This is a genomic window from Celeribacter halophilus, assembly GCF_018860305.1.
Taxonomy (GTDB): Bacteria; Pseudomonadota; Alphaproteobacteria; order Rhodobacterales; family Rhodobacteraceae; genus Celeribacter; species Celeribacter halophilus_A.
Genome location: NZ_JAHKPE010000030.1, coordinates 42,237 through 57,562, shown reverse-complemented (window position 1 = coordinate 57,562; position 15,326 = coordinate 42,237). Strand labels below are relative to the sequence as shown.

At 59.8% G+C, this 15,326-nt stretch carries 14 protein-coding genes; all 14 read left to right on the top strand.

What is annotated here, in order from left to right; translation table 11 throughout:
- Positions 1-20 precede the first annotated feature (20 nt).
- The 14 genes from hutI to KO492_RS11335 all read left to right on the top strand — a co-directional run bounded on the left by hutI (position 21) and on the right by KO492_RS11335 (position 15,324).
- The gene (hutI, locus tag KO492_RS11400; RefSeq protein WP_216045072.1) at positions 21-1,199 is read left to right on the top strand and encodes an imidazolonepropionase; all 1,179 of its coding nucleotides are present in this window, start codon (positions 21-23) and stop codon (positions 1,197-1,199) included.
- Complete coding sequence (gene hutH / locus KO492_RS11395; protein WP_216045071.1) at positions 1,193-2,713, top strand: histidine ammonia-lyase; 1,521 nt, start codon at positions 1,193-1,195, stop codon at positions 2,711-2,713. The genes hutI and hutH overlap by 7 nt, the downstream gene beginning before the upstream one ends.
- Complete coding sequence (hutG, locus tag KO492_RS11390; RefSeq protein ID WP_216045070.1) at positions 2,710-3,519, top strand: N-formylglutamate deformylase; 810 nt, start codon at positions 2,710-2,712, stop codon at positions 3,517-3,519. Before hutH ends, hutG begins: the two co-directional genes overlap by 4 nt.
- A 168-nt stretch (positions 3,520-3,687) precedes the next feature.
- Positions 3,688-5,382, top strand: coding sequence for a urocanate hydratase (gene hutU, locus KO492_RS11385; RefSeq protein ID WP_216045069.1), 1,695 nt, complete (start codon positions 3,688-3,690; stop codon positions 5,380-5,382).
- Positions 5,379-5,930: a HutD/Ves family protein gene (locus KO492_RS11380; protein ID WP_216045068.1), complete on the top strand. Its 552-nt coding sequence runs from the start codon at positions 5,379-5,381 to the stop codon at positions 5,928-5,930. Before hutU ends, KO492_RS11380 begins: the two co-directional genes overlap by 4 nt.
- A gap of 96 nt (positions 5,931-6,026) precedes the next feature.
- Positions 6,027-6,839: a transporter substrate-binding domain-containing protein gene (locus KO492_RS11375; protein ID WP_216045067.1), complete on the top strand. Its 813-nt coding sequence runs from the start codon at positions 6,027-6,029 to the stop codon at positions 6,837-6,839.
- Between the two features lie 66 nt (positions 6,840-6,905).
- Positions 6,906-7,553, top strand: a complete 648-nt coding sequence (locus tag KO492_RS11370; RefSeq protein WP_216045066.1) for an amino acid ABC transporter permease — start codon at positions 6,906-6,908, stop codon at positions 7,551-7,553.
- Positions 7,553-8,212 carry an amino acid ABC transporter permease gene (locus KO492_RS11365; RefSeq protein ID WP_252735497.1) on the top strand — a complete coding sequence of 220 codons (660 nt, stop codon included), beginning with the start codon at positions 7,553-7,555 and terminating at the stop codon, positions 8,210-8,212. The genes KO492_RS11370 and KO492_RS11365 overlap by 1 nt, the downstream gene beginning before the upstream one ends.
- A 3-nt stretch (positions 8,213-8,215) precedes the next feature.
- Positions 8,216-9,004, top strand: coding sequence for an amino acid ABC transporter ATP-binding protein (locus tag KO492_RS11360; RefSeq protein ID WP_216045065.1), 789 nt, complete (start codon positions 8,216-8,218; stop codon positions 9,002-9,004).
- 221 nt (positions 9,005-9,225) lie between these two features.
- Complete coding sequence (locus tag KO492_RS11355; RefSeq protein WP_216045064.1) at positions 9,226-10,263, top strand: LacI family DNA-binding transcriptional regulator; 1,038 nt, start codon at positions 9,226-9,228, stop codon at positions 10,261-10,263.
- Positions 10,264-10,279: 16 nt separating this feature from the next.
- Positions 10,280-11,575 carry a xylose isomerase gene (xylA, locus tag KO492_RS11350; protein WP_216045063.1) on the top strand — a complete coding sequence of 432 codons (1,296 nt, stop codon included), beginning with the start codon at positions 10,280-10,282 and terminating at the stop codon, positions 11,573-11,575.
- 28 nt (positions 11,576-11,603) lie between these two features.
- Positions 11,604-12,659 carry a sugar phosphate isomerase/epimerase family protein gene (locus KO492_RS11345; protein WP_216045062.1) on the top strand — a complete coding sequence of 352 codons (1,056 nt, stop codon included), beginning with the start codon at positions 11,604-11,606 and terminating at the stop codon, positions 12,657-12,659.
- Positions 12,659-13,795: a Gfo/Idh/MocA family protein gene (locus tag KO492_RS11340; protein WP_216045061.1), complete on the top strand. Its 1,137-nt coding sequence runs from the start codon at positions 12,659-12,661 to the stop codon at positions 13,793-13,795. Before KO492_RS11345 ends, KO492_RS11340 begins: the two co-directional genes overlap by 1 nt.
- On the top strand, positions 13,795-15,324 hold the full coding sequence (locus KO492_RS11335) for a sugar ABC transporter ATP-binding protein (protein WP_216045060.1): 1,530 nt from the start codon (positions 13,795-13,797) through the stop codon (positions 15,322-15,324). Before KO492_RS11340 ends, KO492_RS11335 begins: the two co-directional genes overlap by 1 nt.
- Positions 15,325-15,326: the final 2 nt, after the last annotated feature.

Genomic DNA, 15,326 nt, shown 5'->3' with positions numbered 1-15,326 from the left:
ATCAAGAGAGAATCGAGATTATGACCCAAATCACCCTCACCAACGCAACCCTTGTCCCTTGCACCGGAGATCGCGAGAACCGTGCCTTTCGCGGCTGGATACGCATCGAGAATGGACGAATCGCCGCACTTGGTGAAGGGGATGCCGAGGGCGAGGATCTGGGTGGGCGGCTGGTGACACCCGCGCTGGTCGATTGTCACACCCACACTATCTATGGCGGCAGCCGCGCACGGGAATTCGAACAACGTCTCGAAGGTGTCAGCTACGAAGACATCGCCCGCAGCGGCGGCGGCATCCTCTCGACTGTGAATGCAACACGCGAGGCCAGCGAGGAGGATTTGGTGGCCACGGCGCTGCCCCGTCTCGACACGCTCCTGTCCGAAGGTGCGGCGGTGGTCGAAGTCAAATCAGGCTACGGGCTGACGATTGAGGACGAGATCAAAATGCTGCGCGCGGCACGCCGTCTTGAAACGCTGCGCGATGTGCGCATCAAAACAACATGGCTCGCGGCCCATGCGCTGCCCCCCGAATATAAGGATCGCACAGAGGCCTATATTGACGAGGTGGTGATCGCCGGATTGCGCGCAGCCCATGCCGAAGGACTGGTTGATGCTGTCGACGGGTTTTGTGAATCCATTGCCTTTTCTGCTGCCCAGATGGCGCGGGTCTTTGATGTTGCGCAGGAACTGGGCCTGCCGGTCAAACTCCATGCCGAGCAACTCAGCCACCAAGGCGGCGCACAGCTTGTCGCTGAACGAGGCGGGCTTTCGGCCGATCACATCGAATATACTACACAGGCGGATGCCGAGGCGCTGGCCAAAGCCGGCAGCGTCGCAGTCCTGCTCCCCGGTGCGTTCTATACATTGCGCGAAACACAAATGCCGCCGGTTGCAGCCTTTCGCGCGGCGGGATGTACGATGGCGCTGGCCACGGATTGCAATCCGGGAACCTCGCCGCTGACATCGCTGCTGTTGACGATGAACATGGGGGCGACCCTGTTCCGTATGACGCCGACCGAATGTCTGGAAGCCGTGACCTGCAACGCAGCAAAGGCCCTTGGGCTGGATGATTGCGGGCGCCTTGCGCCGGGGCTGCGGGCCGATTTCGCCGTCTGGGATGTCACTGACTACGCCGAGCTGACCTACCGCATCGGCTTCAACCCTCTTCACAGCCGTTATTTCGGAGGCCGCAAATGCTGACCCTCATTCCAGGCGAGACAACACTCGACCAACTCGAAACCCTCTGGCGCACAGACGCCGCGGCACAGCTTGATCCGCGCACAGCGGCGGCCATTGCAACATCGGCCGAACGGATTGCCTCCGCCGCGTCAGGGGATGCCGCGATTTACGGGGTCAACACCGGCTTTGGCAAACTCGCCTCTGTCCGCATTGCCCCCGATGACACGGCCACGCTGCAACGCAATCTGATCCTGTCGCATTGCTGCGGTGTGGGCACGCCCTTGGCGGAACAGACCACGCGGTTGATGATGACGCTCAAATTGCTCAGCCTAGGACGCGGGGCCTCAGGCGTGCGTCCCGAGATTGTCGCGCTGATCGAAGGCATGCTGGCCCGTCGCGTGACACCTGTTGTGCCGGAACAGGGCAGCGTTGGCGCCTCGGGCGACCTTGCGCCGCTGGCCCATATGGCGGCGGTGATGATCGGTGCGGGCGAGGCCATGTTTGAAGGCCAACGTCTCTTGGGTGCAGAGGCGCTTGCGCGTGCCGGACTGGACCCCGTGGTGCTGGGCGCGAAAGAGGGGCTCGCGCTCATCAACGGCACGCAATTCTCCACCGCTCTGGCCTTGGTCGGTCTGTTCCGCGCCATGACCTGTCTGCGCACAGCCATTGTCACAGGAGCAATGTCAACCGATGCGATCATGGGATCGACCGCACCGACACGCGCCGAAATCCACACTCTGCGCGGCCATCGCGGCCAGATCGACGTTGCAGCCGCGATGCGGGACTTGCTCGAAGGCAGCGAAATCCGTGAAAGCCACCGCGAAGGTGATGCCCGCGTGCAAGACCCCTATTGCATTCGTTGCCAGCCCCAAGTCACAGGGGCCGCGCTCGATCTGCTGCGTTTCGCAGGTCAGACCCTGATCACCGAAGCCAATGCAGTGACCGACAACCCTCTCGTCCTCTCGGATGGCAGCATCGTCTCCGGCGGCAATTTCCACGCGGAGCCTGTGGCTTTTGCCGCTGACCAGATCGCACTGGCCGTGGCCGAGATCGGCGCCATCGCCCAGCGCCGTATCGCGCTTATGGTCGATCCGGCCCTGAGCTTCGGCCTGCCGCCCTTTCTGACGCCGGAGCCGGGGTTGAACAGCGGCCTGATGATTGCAGAGGTCACGACCGCCGCCCTGATGAGCGAGAACAAACATCTCGCCAACCCCTGCTCGGTGGATAGCACCCCCACCAGCGCCAATCAGGAAGACCATGTCAGCATGGCCGCTCATGGCGCACGGCGGCTGGGGCTGATGACGAGGAACCTCTCGATGATCCTCGGGGTCGAAGCGATATGCAGCGCCCAAGGCATCAAGTTCCGCGCTCCTTTGGCTACCTCCGCGCCGCTGACACGGGTGATCGACGCGCTGCGTGCTCATGTGGACGCGATAGGAGCCGACCGCTACCTCGCGCCCGATCTTGAAAATGCACAAAGCCTCGTCGAAGACCAAACGCTTGTCGCGGCTGCGGGGTTGGAGGTGGCCTCATGAGCCGCACTATCCCTGATCCCGTTGAAGTTACTCAAGGCGACAGCCCTGTCATTCTGGGCCTTCCGCATACCGGCACCTATGTCCCTGATGCTGTTCAGGCCAAACTGAATCCACGCGGACGTGCCTTGGCGGATACGGACTGGAACATCCATCACCTGTATGACGGGCTGCTCCCGAATGCCACCACCGTGCGCGCCACCTTCCACCGCTATGTGATCGACGCCAATCGCGGACCGGAAAATGAAAGCCTCTATCCCGGCCAGAACACGACGGGCCTTGTGCCTCTGACCGATTTCGACGGCGTACCGATCTGGACCGAGGAACCTGATCCGACTGAAGTCGAAGCGCGTCTTGTGCAGTTTCACACCCCCTATCATGCCGCCCTACGGGCCGAGATCGAACGGGTACGCGCACGGCACGGTGTGGCGATCCTCTATGACTGCCACTCGATCCGCTCGCATATCCCCTATCTCTTCGACGGGAAGCTGCCGGATCTCAATATCGGCACGGCAAATTGCACCAGTTGCGCGCCGCAAATCGAAGCTGTCACTGCAGAGATCTGCGCCCGAGCTCAGGGGTTTACCCATGTCGTTAACGGGCGGTTCAAAGGCGGTTGGACCACGCGCCACTATGGCCAGCCCGAAACAGGCGTCCATGCCATCCAGATGGAACTGGCGCAGTCCACCCACCTGACTGCCGAGGCTCCGCCTTGGGAGATCAACGCAGAGAAGGCCGCACGCCTGCGTCCCTATCTCGCCGAAATCCTGACCGCCCTTGAAACCCTCGCTCCGGAGCTAACGAGATGAAACCGCTCGAAGGGCGCAAGCCTGTGGCGGATACGGCTTCACGCGGGATTTCCCGCTGGAGCGCCACCTTCGCGATCTGCGGATCATGCGCATGAAGGCTCCTCTGAAATTCAACGCAACATCATCGCGGGCAGATTGCTCGCCTGAGATGCAGAAAGGATCGAACTGATGAACAATCCGCGTCACAACACCCGCGACATCTTTCCCGCGACCGGCACCGAGATGACGGCCAAGAGCTGGCTGACCGAAGCGCCGCTGCGGATGCTGATGAACAACCTGCACCCCGATGTCGCCGAGAATCCGCATGAACTGGTGGTCTATGGCGGGATTGGCCGTGCCGCACGCACTTGGGACGATTTCGACCGGATTTGTGCCGCATTGCGCGAACTTGACGACGACCAAACGCTGTTGGTGCAATCTGGCAAACCGGTCGGTGTATTCCAGACCCACAAGGATGCCCCGCGCGTTCTGATTGCCAACTCCAACCTCGTGCCGCACTGGGCGAATTGGGAGCATTTCAACGAACTCGATAAAAAGGGTCTGGCGATGTATGGCCAGATGACCGCAGGGTCTTGGATTTACATTGGCGCGCAAGGGATTGTGCAGGGCACATACGAGACCTTTGCCGAAGCCGGTCGCCAGCATTACGACGGCAATCTGCAGGGGCGCTGGTTTCTGACCGGCGGTCTGGGCGGCATGGGGGGGGCGCAGCCGCTGGCCGCTGTGATGGCCGGAGCCTGCTGTCTGGCAGTGGAATGCGACGAGACCCGCGCCGATTTCCGCATCCGCACCCGCTATTGCGACGAGAAAACCCATTCGCTTGACGAAGCGCTGGCGATGATTGACCGCTGGACCAAGGCGGGCGAGGCCAAATCCGTTGCCTTGATCGGAAATGCCGCAGATGTTTTCCCCGAAATCCTGCGCCGGATGCAGGCTGGCGAAGCGCTCCCCAACGGGCGGCCCGACATTGTGACCGACCAGACCTCGGCGCATGATCCCTTCCACGGCTACCTGCCCAAGGGCTGGACCGTTGCGCAATGGCGCGCAGAGCAGGAAAGCAATCCCGCCGCAGTCGCGAGCGCCGCACGGGCTTCGATGCGCGACCATGTCGAGGCTATGGTGGGGTTCTGGAACGCAGGTGTGCCAACGCTCGATTACGGCAACAACATCCGCCAGATGGCACAGGAAGAAGGGCTGGAAAATGCCTTTGCATTTCCGGGCTTCGTGCCGGCCTATATCCGTCCACTGTTCTGTCGCGGCGTCGGGCCGTTCCGCTGGGCCGCGCTGTCGGGCGATCCCGAGGACATCTACAAAACCGACCAACGCATGAAGGAACTGTTCCCTGAAAATGCCCATCTGCATCGCTGGCTGGATATGGCCCGCGAGCGGATCGAGTTTCAGGGGCTGCCCGCACGGATCATGTGGATCGGGTTGGGCGAACGGCACAAGGCGGGGCTTGCGATAAACGAAATGGTCCGCAACGGCGAGTTGAAAGCACCGGTCGTCATCGGGCGCGACCATCTCGACAGTGGCTCGGTCGCATCCCCCAACCGCGAGACCGAGGCTATGAAGGACGGCTCCGATGCAGTCTCCGACTGGCCTTTGCTGAACGCTCTGCTCAACACCGCGTCGGGCGCGACATGGGTGTCGCTGCATCACGGTGGCGGCGTCGGCATGGGCTTTTCGCAGCACTCGGGTATGGTCATCTGTTGTGATGGCTCCGAAGATGCGGACCGCCGCATTGCGCGGGTGCTTTGGAACGATCCGGCCACGGGCGTCATGCGCCACGCCGATGCAGGTTATGAGATTGCCCGCGATTGCGCCATTGAGCATGGCCTCAACCTGCCGGGGATTCTGAAATGAAACTGATCCGCCGCAGCGAGCTCACCGCTCAGCCATGGAAAAATGGCGGCGGGCTGACATGGGAAATCGCCGCCTTCCCCACCGGTGCAGGCTTTGAGGATATGCAGTGGCGGATCAGTATGGCCGAGGTCGCGACCGAGGGCGGGTTCTCCGCCTTTGCTGGCATCGACCGCACATTGACGGTTTTGTCCGGCACAGGTCTGCATCTTGATTTCGCGCAAGGCGGATCGGTCACATTGGACAATCGCACGCCGCCTTTCTCCTTTCCCGGAGAGGCCGCACTCCATGCACGCCTAAGTGCAGGTCCGGTTCTGGACTTCAACGTCATGACGCGACGCGGGGTCTGCACACATCAGGTCGAGATGCTTGCGGCAGGTCAACCTGTGCCAAATTGTGCAGTTGCCCTTGTCACGCGCCATCAACCGGTTAAAATCGGCGATCTCGTCTTGCATACCGACGAAATTATGGTTTCAGATCAAAATCATGACCTGAGCGGCCAAGTCGCCTCCGGTCCCGTGATTGCCGTTATCGTGCGAAAACTAACATAGACATTCCGGCGCCGGAAAAACCGGCGCTGGTCCGACTGTCCGGCGCCCAAGGGGCGCGGTGCCGGAATGAAAAGCCCCGCCAACAGGAGAGACAATATGACCTTTTACACAACTGTGAAATCCGCGCTTCTTGGTCTGGGCGCACTTGCTTTCACCACCTCAGCGGTTCTGGCTGATGATCTGGCCGACATCAAAGCCGCAGGCAAAATTGTCGTCGCGACAGAGATGCATTACGCGCCGTTCGACATGCTTGAAAACGGTGAATATGTCGGTTTCGACCGCGACCTGTTTGACGAGATCGCCAAGGAACTGGGCGTCACGCCGGAATATCTGGACTTGCCTTGGACCTCGATCCTGCCGGGTCTCGAAGTCAACAAATTCGACTTTGTTCTGGCCCCTGTGACCATGACCGCCGAACGCGCCGAACGCTACAGCTTCACCCTGCCGATCGCGGATGCGACCGTTGCCTTTGTGCAGCGTAAGGATGGCAAGATGACAGGGCCGGAAGATGCCAAAGGCATGACGGTCGGCGTGCAAAAAGGCACCGCGCAAGAGCAACAGCTTGTGGCCTATGGCGAGGAAATCGGCGGCATTACCGTCAAAGGATACGGCACACCGGACGAAGCCTATGCCGATCTGATGACCGGTCGTCTTGACGCTGTTGCAGGGTCTGCACCACTTCTCAGCTACCTTGCCAATACGCGTCCCGACAACTTCGCCGTTGTCATCCCGCCCTTCGGCACCCCCACCTATTTCGGCTTTGTGGCCCGCAAGGGGGATGGCGACACGCTGGTTGCTGCTGTGAACGACGCGCTTGAAGCGATCAAGACCGATGGTCGTATGGCTGCCATGCAAGAAAAATGGTTCGGTATGGCCACCGAATTGCCGGCAACAATGCCCGAACTCTAAGATCTAACCCGCGCGGGCGGGGTCCACTCGCCCGCGCAACGCCCTCCCCATTCTCAAGGCATGGCAATGTTTTCATTCCAGACGATCGTGGAAAATTTTCCGGTGTTGCTCGGCTCGGCGCGCTACACGCTCCTGATCTCGGTCCTCGGCTGTATCGAGGGGCTTATTCTCGGCGCTCTAATCTGTGCTGCTGCACTGTCCAACAAGCGCTGGATGCGCCGGAGTGCAGCACTCTATGTCAGCTTTTTCCGCGGTGTCCCGCTATTGATCCAGCTTCTCGCGGCCTATTACCTGCTGCCTGTGATCGGCATCAATGTGCCCGCACTGGCCGCAGCGGTCCTCACCGTCGGGCTTTGCGCCGCCGCCTATTTGTCGGAAGTGCTGCGCGGGTCTCTCAACGCCATTCCCCAAGGTCAGGCGGAAGCCGCCGCTGCTATCGGCATGGCGCCCCGCGATGTCTGGATCCGTATTCTGCTGCCACAGGCGCTCAAGATCGGCCTGCCTGCCATTGTCAACGAATTGATCCTGCTGGTCAAAGCCAGCTCCCTTGTCACCGTGGTCGGCATTGTGGAAATCACACGCATGAGCCAGTCCATCGCCGCCGCCACCTATCGTCCCCTCGAAATCTACCTTGCCGCCGCCTTTATCTACCTCGTGATCAACCTTGTGATTGCACAGGCCGGCCGCATGCTTGAACGGAGGCTTACGGTCTGATGACGGAGATAATCCAACGCTACGGCCCTGATCTGCTCACAGGGTTCGGATACACCATTCTGAGTTGGGCGCTGGGGACACTCCTCGGCCTTGTGCTCGGCTTCATGATCGAGATTGCCCGCCGGTTCGGCCCCGGTTTCCTGCGCTATCCGATCCGCGCCTATGTCGAATTCATCCGTGGCACGCCCTTCCTCGTGCAGCTTTTCGTCCTGTATTACGGCGGCCCGCTCATCGGGCTGCGTCTGGACGCCCTGCCTGCAGGTATCCTCGGGTTGACGATTTACGGCAGCGCCTATTTCACCGAAATCCTGCGTGCAGGCTTTGATGCCGTTCCCGTCGGTCAGGTCGAAGCCGCCCGCGCCATCGGCTTTCGCAACACGACGATCATCACCCGCATCATGGTGCCGGTCATGATGGTCTCCGCCCTGCCCGCACTGGTGAATTTCGCGATCATCCTGACAAAGGAAACCGTGATCCTGTCGATGATCACCGTCCCCGAGATCATGTTCCAGACCCAGACGATGATGAGCGAAACCTTCGCTTTTGTCGCCCCGATCCTGATCCTTGCGTTGTTCTTCTGGGGCTTCGTCGAATTGATTTCGCGCTTCGGCCGCCGTCTGGAGCGCCGCTTCACCCATTACCTTCTTGATCGGAGCTGAGAGATGACCAGCCAGACCGCCGCCTCCGCCCATTTGCGCAATGTCAACAAATTCTATGGCCCGTTTCAGGCTCTGAAGGACGTCAATCTCGACATCCCGCCGGGCAAGGTGACTTGCCTGATCGGCCCGTCCGGTTCGGGCAAGTCCACATTGCTGCGCTGTATCAATGTGCTCGAACTCTACGACAGCGGCGAGGTACGGATTGACGACCAGCTGATTGGCTATGACAGTCCCGGCGGCAAACCGATGGCCGCGAACCGGTTGCGCGAGATGCGCCGCGAGATCGGCATGGTGTTCCAGCAATTCAACCTCTGGCCGCATATGACCGCCTTGCAGAACGTGGCCGAAGGGCTGGAACGCGTCCGTGGGCTGAAACGCCCCGAGGCGCAGGCGCGCGCACGCGAGGCGCTGGCCAAGGTCGGGCTGGCGGACAAGGAAGACAACCATCCCAGCCACCTCTCCGGCGGACAACAGCAACGGGTCGCCATCGCACGGGCCATCGCTATGGAGCCGCGCATCATGCTGTTTGACGAACCGACAAGCGCGCTTGATCCGGAACTGGTGGGCGAGGTGCTCGGTGTGATGAAACAGCTTGCCGCCGAAGGCATGACCATGGTCGTGGTCACCCATGAAATGGGATTTGCCGCGCATGTGGCCGACAGGGTGGTGTTCATGGAACACGGAGAGATCGTCGCCACCGGATCGCCGCGCGACGTGTTCAACAACCCGACCGATCCGCGCCTCGCCAGCTTCCTGCAAGGCTATCGCGAACGTAATTCCCTCGACTTCTGAGGCGCGCAGCCTTTCGGCGGAGTATGCGCTCCGGTGGGATAGGGCCACAGGAGCATAGCAGGCTTCGACTCGGCTGCTTTGACATACGAATGCGCATTAAATATATAACCATTTGATTTATTGTCAATAAATCAGAGTTACAAAAAATGATTGACGTATATCATTTTTGCGTCAACTCTAGACCCGTGCCAGCAGGAGGAGTGCTGCGCACGGGAGGAAAGATGAAAAACCCGACACTTCATGATGTCGCCGCTTTGGCGGGCGTCAGCTATGCGACTGCGGATCGCGTCGTGAACCGGCGCGGCAATGTGGCCGAGAAATCGGTGCGCAAGGTCAATGATGCCGTCGCGCAGCTTGGCTATGTCCGCAACATTGCCGCAGCCAAGCTCTCCAAAAACCGGCACCACCACCTCGCCTTCGTTCTGCCCGACAAATCCCACGACTTTTTCGGCCGGATGCATGACCAGCTTGCAGCCGCCGCATTGCATCTCAAGACCGCCGGAGTGGTGCTGGATGTGATCGAATTCGAGGCCTTTGACGCATGCGCTCTGGAGGAGGCTCTCTCCGGCTTGATTGGAAAGAACTATGATGGTGTCGCCTTTGTCGGACAGGTTCTGGACAAATTCTCCACCTCCCTCACTGCTCTGCGAGCCGAAGGGACGAAAATTGTCACGCTCGTCTCAGATGTGCCGGAGAACAACCGCGACCATTATATCGGGATTGATAACGTCAAGGCTGGCCGCACCGCCGGTCGCCTGATCGGGTTCTCCCATGGCGGAAAGTCGGGCCATGTTATTCTAACGGCGGGCTCTCTTGATCTTCGCGACCACAGCGACCGGATTAACGGGTTTCGCGAAGTGATCGAGGCCGACTTCCCCAATATCGGGATTTCCGAAGTCATCGAGACCAAGGACCAAGCCGAACTGATGCGGAAAACCCTGCATCAGAGTCTGTCCGACGCCTCCCCTGTCACGGCAATCTACAATGCTGGAGCGGGCAACGAAGGTCTGGTGCGCGCCCTGCGCGACCGTGATCCGGAAGGCGCAATTTTCTGCATCGTCCATGAACTTTCCACAACTGTCTGCGATGCGCTCCAAGACGGTTTCGTTGATGTCGCGCTCGACCAACGCCCCGAAATTGAAATGAACCGCGCTTTGGCGCTGCTGCAAGCCATCGCAGATGAGATGCCGCCGCCGCCTTCGCCGGAGCTCATTCCGGCGATCTATGTGCGCGACAACCTTCCAACCGAAATGAACTGATCAGGAAAGTGCCCCGATGACCGAATTTTTCAAAGACATCTCCCCGCTTCGCTATGACCCGCAATCCGAGGGGTTAGCTTTCCATCATTACAATCCTGACGAGATCGTCATGGGCAAGCGCATGGAAGACCATCTGCGTTTTGCCGTCGCCTATTGGCACTCCTTTGCCTGGCCCGGAGATGATCCCTTTGGCGGGCAGACCTTTGAACGGCCATGGTTTGGCAACACGATGGATCTTGCAAAGATGAAAGCCGATGTTGCTTTCGAGATGTTCGACCTGCTCAATGTGCCGTTCTTCTGCTGGCATGATGCCGATATCCGCCCCGAAGGCGACAGCTTTGCCGAGAGCAAGCGCAACTTCGAAGAGATGGTCGACTACCTCAGCGAGAAAATGGAAAGCAGCAAGACCAAGCTGCTTTGGGGAACTGCCAACCTCTTTTCCAACCGTCGTTTCATGGCGGGCGCGGCCACCAACCCCGACCCCGAAATTTTCGCATGGTCTGCCGCGACGGTAAAAAACTGTATGGATGCCACGCATAAGATGGGCGGTCAGAACTATGTGCTCTGGGGCGGGCGTGAAGGCTATGAGACTCTGCTCAACACCGACCTGAAGCGCGAACGCCAACAAGCCGGACGGCTCTTGCAAATGGCGGTCGAGTATAAACACAAAATCGGCTTCAAGGGGGCGATCTTGGTCGAGCCCAAGCCGCAGGAACCGACCAAGCACCAGTATGATTTCGACGTGGCCACTGTCTACGGCTTCCTCAAAGAGTTCGGGCTTGAAAACGAAGTGCAGATGAACATCGAGCAAGGCCACGCCATCCTTGCCGGTCATTCTTTTGAACACGAACTGGCGCTGGCCTCCGCTCTTGGAATATTCGGTTCCATCGACATGAACCGCAATGACTACCAGTCCGGATGGGACACCGACCAGTTCCCCAACAACGTGCCGGAGGTGGCCTTGGCCTATTACGAGGTTCTCAAGGCGGGCGGCTTCACCACCGGCGGGACCAATTTCGACGCCAAACTGCGCCGTCAGTCTCTTGATCCGGTGGATCTGATTGCCGGACATGCTGGTGCAATGGATGTCTGCGCCCGCGGTTTCAAAGCGGCAGCGGCCATGCTGGAGGACGGCACGCTCGAAGCAATGCGCAACGAACGCTACGCCGGCTGGGAGACGCCGAAAGGTCAGGCACTTCTCAAAAGCGATCTGGCCACCATCGCCGCGCAGGTCGAAGCCGACGCGATCAATCCGCAACCGCGGTCCGGTCGTCAGGAAATCTTGGAAAATATTGTGAACCGCTTCGTTTGAACGCGGTTGAACAGGGAGGAGGAAAACCATGAAAACCATTCAGGGACCCGCGCTATTTCTGGCGCAATTTGCAGGTGACGAAGCTCCGTTCAACTCGTGGAACAGCATCACCAAATGGGCGGCAGACTGCGGCTACAAAGGGGTTCAGGTGCCCAGCTGGGATGCGCGTCTGATCGACCTCGACAAGGCCGCTCAAAGCAAGGACTATTGCGACGAGTTCAAGGGACAGGCCGCCGAAAACGGTGTCACGGTCACCGAACTGTCCACCCATTTGCAAGGCCAGCTTGTTGCCGTCCACCCCGCCTATGACGATGCGTTTGACGGTTTCGCAGCCCCTGAAGTGCGCGGCAATCCGAAGGCGCGTCAGGCATGGGCGGTCGAGCAGGTCAAGAAAGCCTTGTCTGCCTCCAAGAATATGGGCATCGGCGCACATGCGACCTTCTCCGGCGCCTTGGCATGGCCCTATATCTACCCGTGGCCTCAGCGCCCTGCCGGTCTGATCGAAACCGCATTCGAGGAACTGGCCAAGCGCTGGCTGCCCATTCTTAACCATGCCGAAGACTGCGGCGTTGATGTCTGTTATGAAATCCATCCGGGTGAGGACCTGCATGACGGGATCACCTACGAGATGTTTCTTGAGCGCACCGGCAATCACGAGCGTGCCTGTATGCTCTATGACCCGTCGCACTATGTGCTTCAGTGCCTCGATTATCTCGACAATATCGACATCTACAAAGACCGCATCCGCATGTTCCATGTGAAAGACGCGGAATTTAATCCGACGGGGCGGCAAGGTGTCTATTCAGGCTATCAATCCTGGGTCAACCGCGCCGGACGGTTCCGCAGTCTGGGGGACGGTCAGGTGGATTTCGGCGCGGTCTTCTCCAAAATGGCGGCCAATGATTTTGACGGCTGGGCCGTGGTCGAATGGGAATGTGCGCTCAAACATCCCGAGGACGGTGCGCGCGAAGGGGCGCAATTCGTGAAAGACCACATCATCCGCGTCACGGAACGCGCTTTTGATGACTTCGCAGACGGTGGCACGGATGAGGCTGCAAATCGTAAAATGTTGGGGATCGACTGATGAAACGTATTCGTTTGGGTATGGTCGGCGGCGGAAATGACGCATTTATCGGCGGGGTGCATCGCATCGCCGCGCGGATCGACGACAGGTTCGAACTGGTGGCCGGAGCGCTATCCTCGACACCGGAGAAATCCGAAGCCAGCGCCAGAGCGCTCGGCATCAACCGCAGTTACGGTTCATTCACCGAGATGGCCAATGCAGAAGCAGCACGCGAAGACGGGATCGAGGCGGTCAGCATCGTAACCCCGAACCACGTCCATGCGTCCGCCGCGAAGGCTTTTCTCGCGAAAGGCATCCATGTGATCTGCGACAAGCCTTTGACCTCGACGCTGGAAGACGCGCAGGATCTGGCACAGTCCGTGGCTGACAGTGACGCGCTTTTCATCCTGACACATAACTACACGGGCTATCCGATGATCCGTCAGGCCCGCGACATGGTGCATGCCGGTGATCTTGGCGATATCCGCATTGTTCAGGTCGAATATCCACAGGACTGGCTCACCAGCCCCGCTGAGAAAGAGGGCGTCAAACAGGCTGAATGGCGGACCGACCCGAAACGCTCCGGTGCGGGCGGATCGGTCGGGGACATTGGCACTCATGCCCACAATCTCGCCTGTTTTGTCACGGGGCTTTCGGTCGAAAAACTGGCGGCAGATCTGCAAGCCTTCGGGGCTGGACGCACACTCGATGACAACGCCCATGTGCTGTTGCGCTTTGCCTCTGGTGCACGCGGGATGCTCTGGTCGTCCCAGATTGCTCCCGGCAACGAGAACGCGCTCAAGCTGCGCGTCTATGGGAGCAAGGGCGGGCTGGAATGGTCTCAGGAAGACCCGAATTACCTCTGGTTCACCCCGCAAGGAGAACCCAAACGTCTGATCACCCGAAATGGTGCAGGCGCCGGTGACGCAGCCGCTGCGGTCAGCCGCATCCCTGCGGGGCATCCCGAAGGCTATCTTGAAGGCTTTGCAACCATTTACAACGAAGCCGCCGAGGCCATCCGCGCAGTTCAGAACGGCACCGACAAAGCAACCGCTATGGGGCTCTTGCCGGGGATCGAGGCAGGACTGGAGGGCATGGCCTTTATCTCCGCCTGTGTGAGTTCCTCCGCGCAGGATGCGGCTTGGGTGACGCTCTGATGTCACATCCTGTTCTCGCCCTGTCCGGCGTCAGTAAGAGCTTCGGCCCGATCGAGGTGCTGCACGAGATTGATCTGTGCCTGAGGGCCGGAGAGGTGCACGCTTTGATCGGGGAGAACGGGGCGGGAAAATCCACAACAATGAAGATTCTCTCCGGCTATCAGCCTGCCACAAGCGGCAACGTGATGCTGGACGGAACGCCTGTGCGGTTTGAGAGCCTGCATGGGGGTGAGGCGGCGGGTGTCGTGATGATCCATCAGGAGTTCAACCTCGCTGAACAACTGACGGTCGAGCAGAACATCTTTCTGGGGCGAGAACTGCGGCGCGGCCCGTTGCTTGATAAAGCGCGGATGCGGCGACTGACACGCAGCTATCTTGAACGGGTGAAATGCGCCGTCGATCCTGATGCGCCGGTGTCCTCTCTGTCCAACTCGGAAAAGCAGATGGTCGAGATCGCCAAGGCCCTGTCGCGGGATGCACGCGTCCTGATTATGGACGAGCCGACAGCAGTGCTGACCACACGGGAAACCGCCGTTCTGATGGATCAGGTCCGTGCCCTCAGGGAACAGGGAACCGCAATCCTGTTCACCTCGCACAAGCTTGATGAAGTGGCCGGTATTTCCGATGTCGTGACTATCATGCGCGACGGGCGTGTGGTCCATTCCGGGCCGACCAGCGAGATTGACGAAGATGGTATGGCTACAGGCATGGTTGGCCGCGATGTCTCCGACCTCTACCCTGCCAAGCCCGAAGGCGGAACCGGAGAGGTAGTGCTATCGGTCCAGAACCTCTCCGTGCCGGGATTTGCCGAAAACGTCTCTTTCGACCTGCGTGCGGGCGAGATTCTGGGGCTGGGCGGGTTGATCGGCGCGGGACGCACCGAGGTGATGGAAGGCCTCGCCGGTTTGCGGCCCGCCTCGGCGGACCGGATCACGATTTTTGGCAACACCGTAAACATCCGCACACCCGCAGATGCACAGCGCCACGGACTTTGCTATCTGACCGAAGACCGCAAACTGCGCGGTCTTCTTTTGGGATGGGGGATGCGTGAGAACCTGACCCTGCAAACACTGGACAGGTTCGGTGCGCGTTTCATTGACCGGAAGGCCGAGGAAAAGGCGCTGGATGACGCCATCGCCGAATTCGACATTCGCGCAGGCCGCCGTGACGTGAAGGTCGGCAATCTTTCGGGCGGCAACCAGCAAAAGCTGCTTTTGGCGAAAGTCATGCTTTCCGAACCGCGCATCCTGATCGTGGACGAACCCACCCGTGGCATCGACATCGGGACGAAACAACAAATCTACGCCTTCTTGCGTGATCTGGCCGCCCAAGGCGTGCCGATCATCGTCATTTCTTCGGAGATGCCCGAACTGATGGGCCTCGCAGACCGGATTCTCGTGATGCGTCTGGGCCGGATCAGCGGAGAAGTGAGCAAAGAAGCCATCACCGAAGACGCCATTGTCCGCCTGTCCATGGGGCTGAGCGCGACGTCCGAACAATCCCCCGTCTTTGCGACGCAAGGAGCTTGACC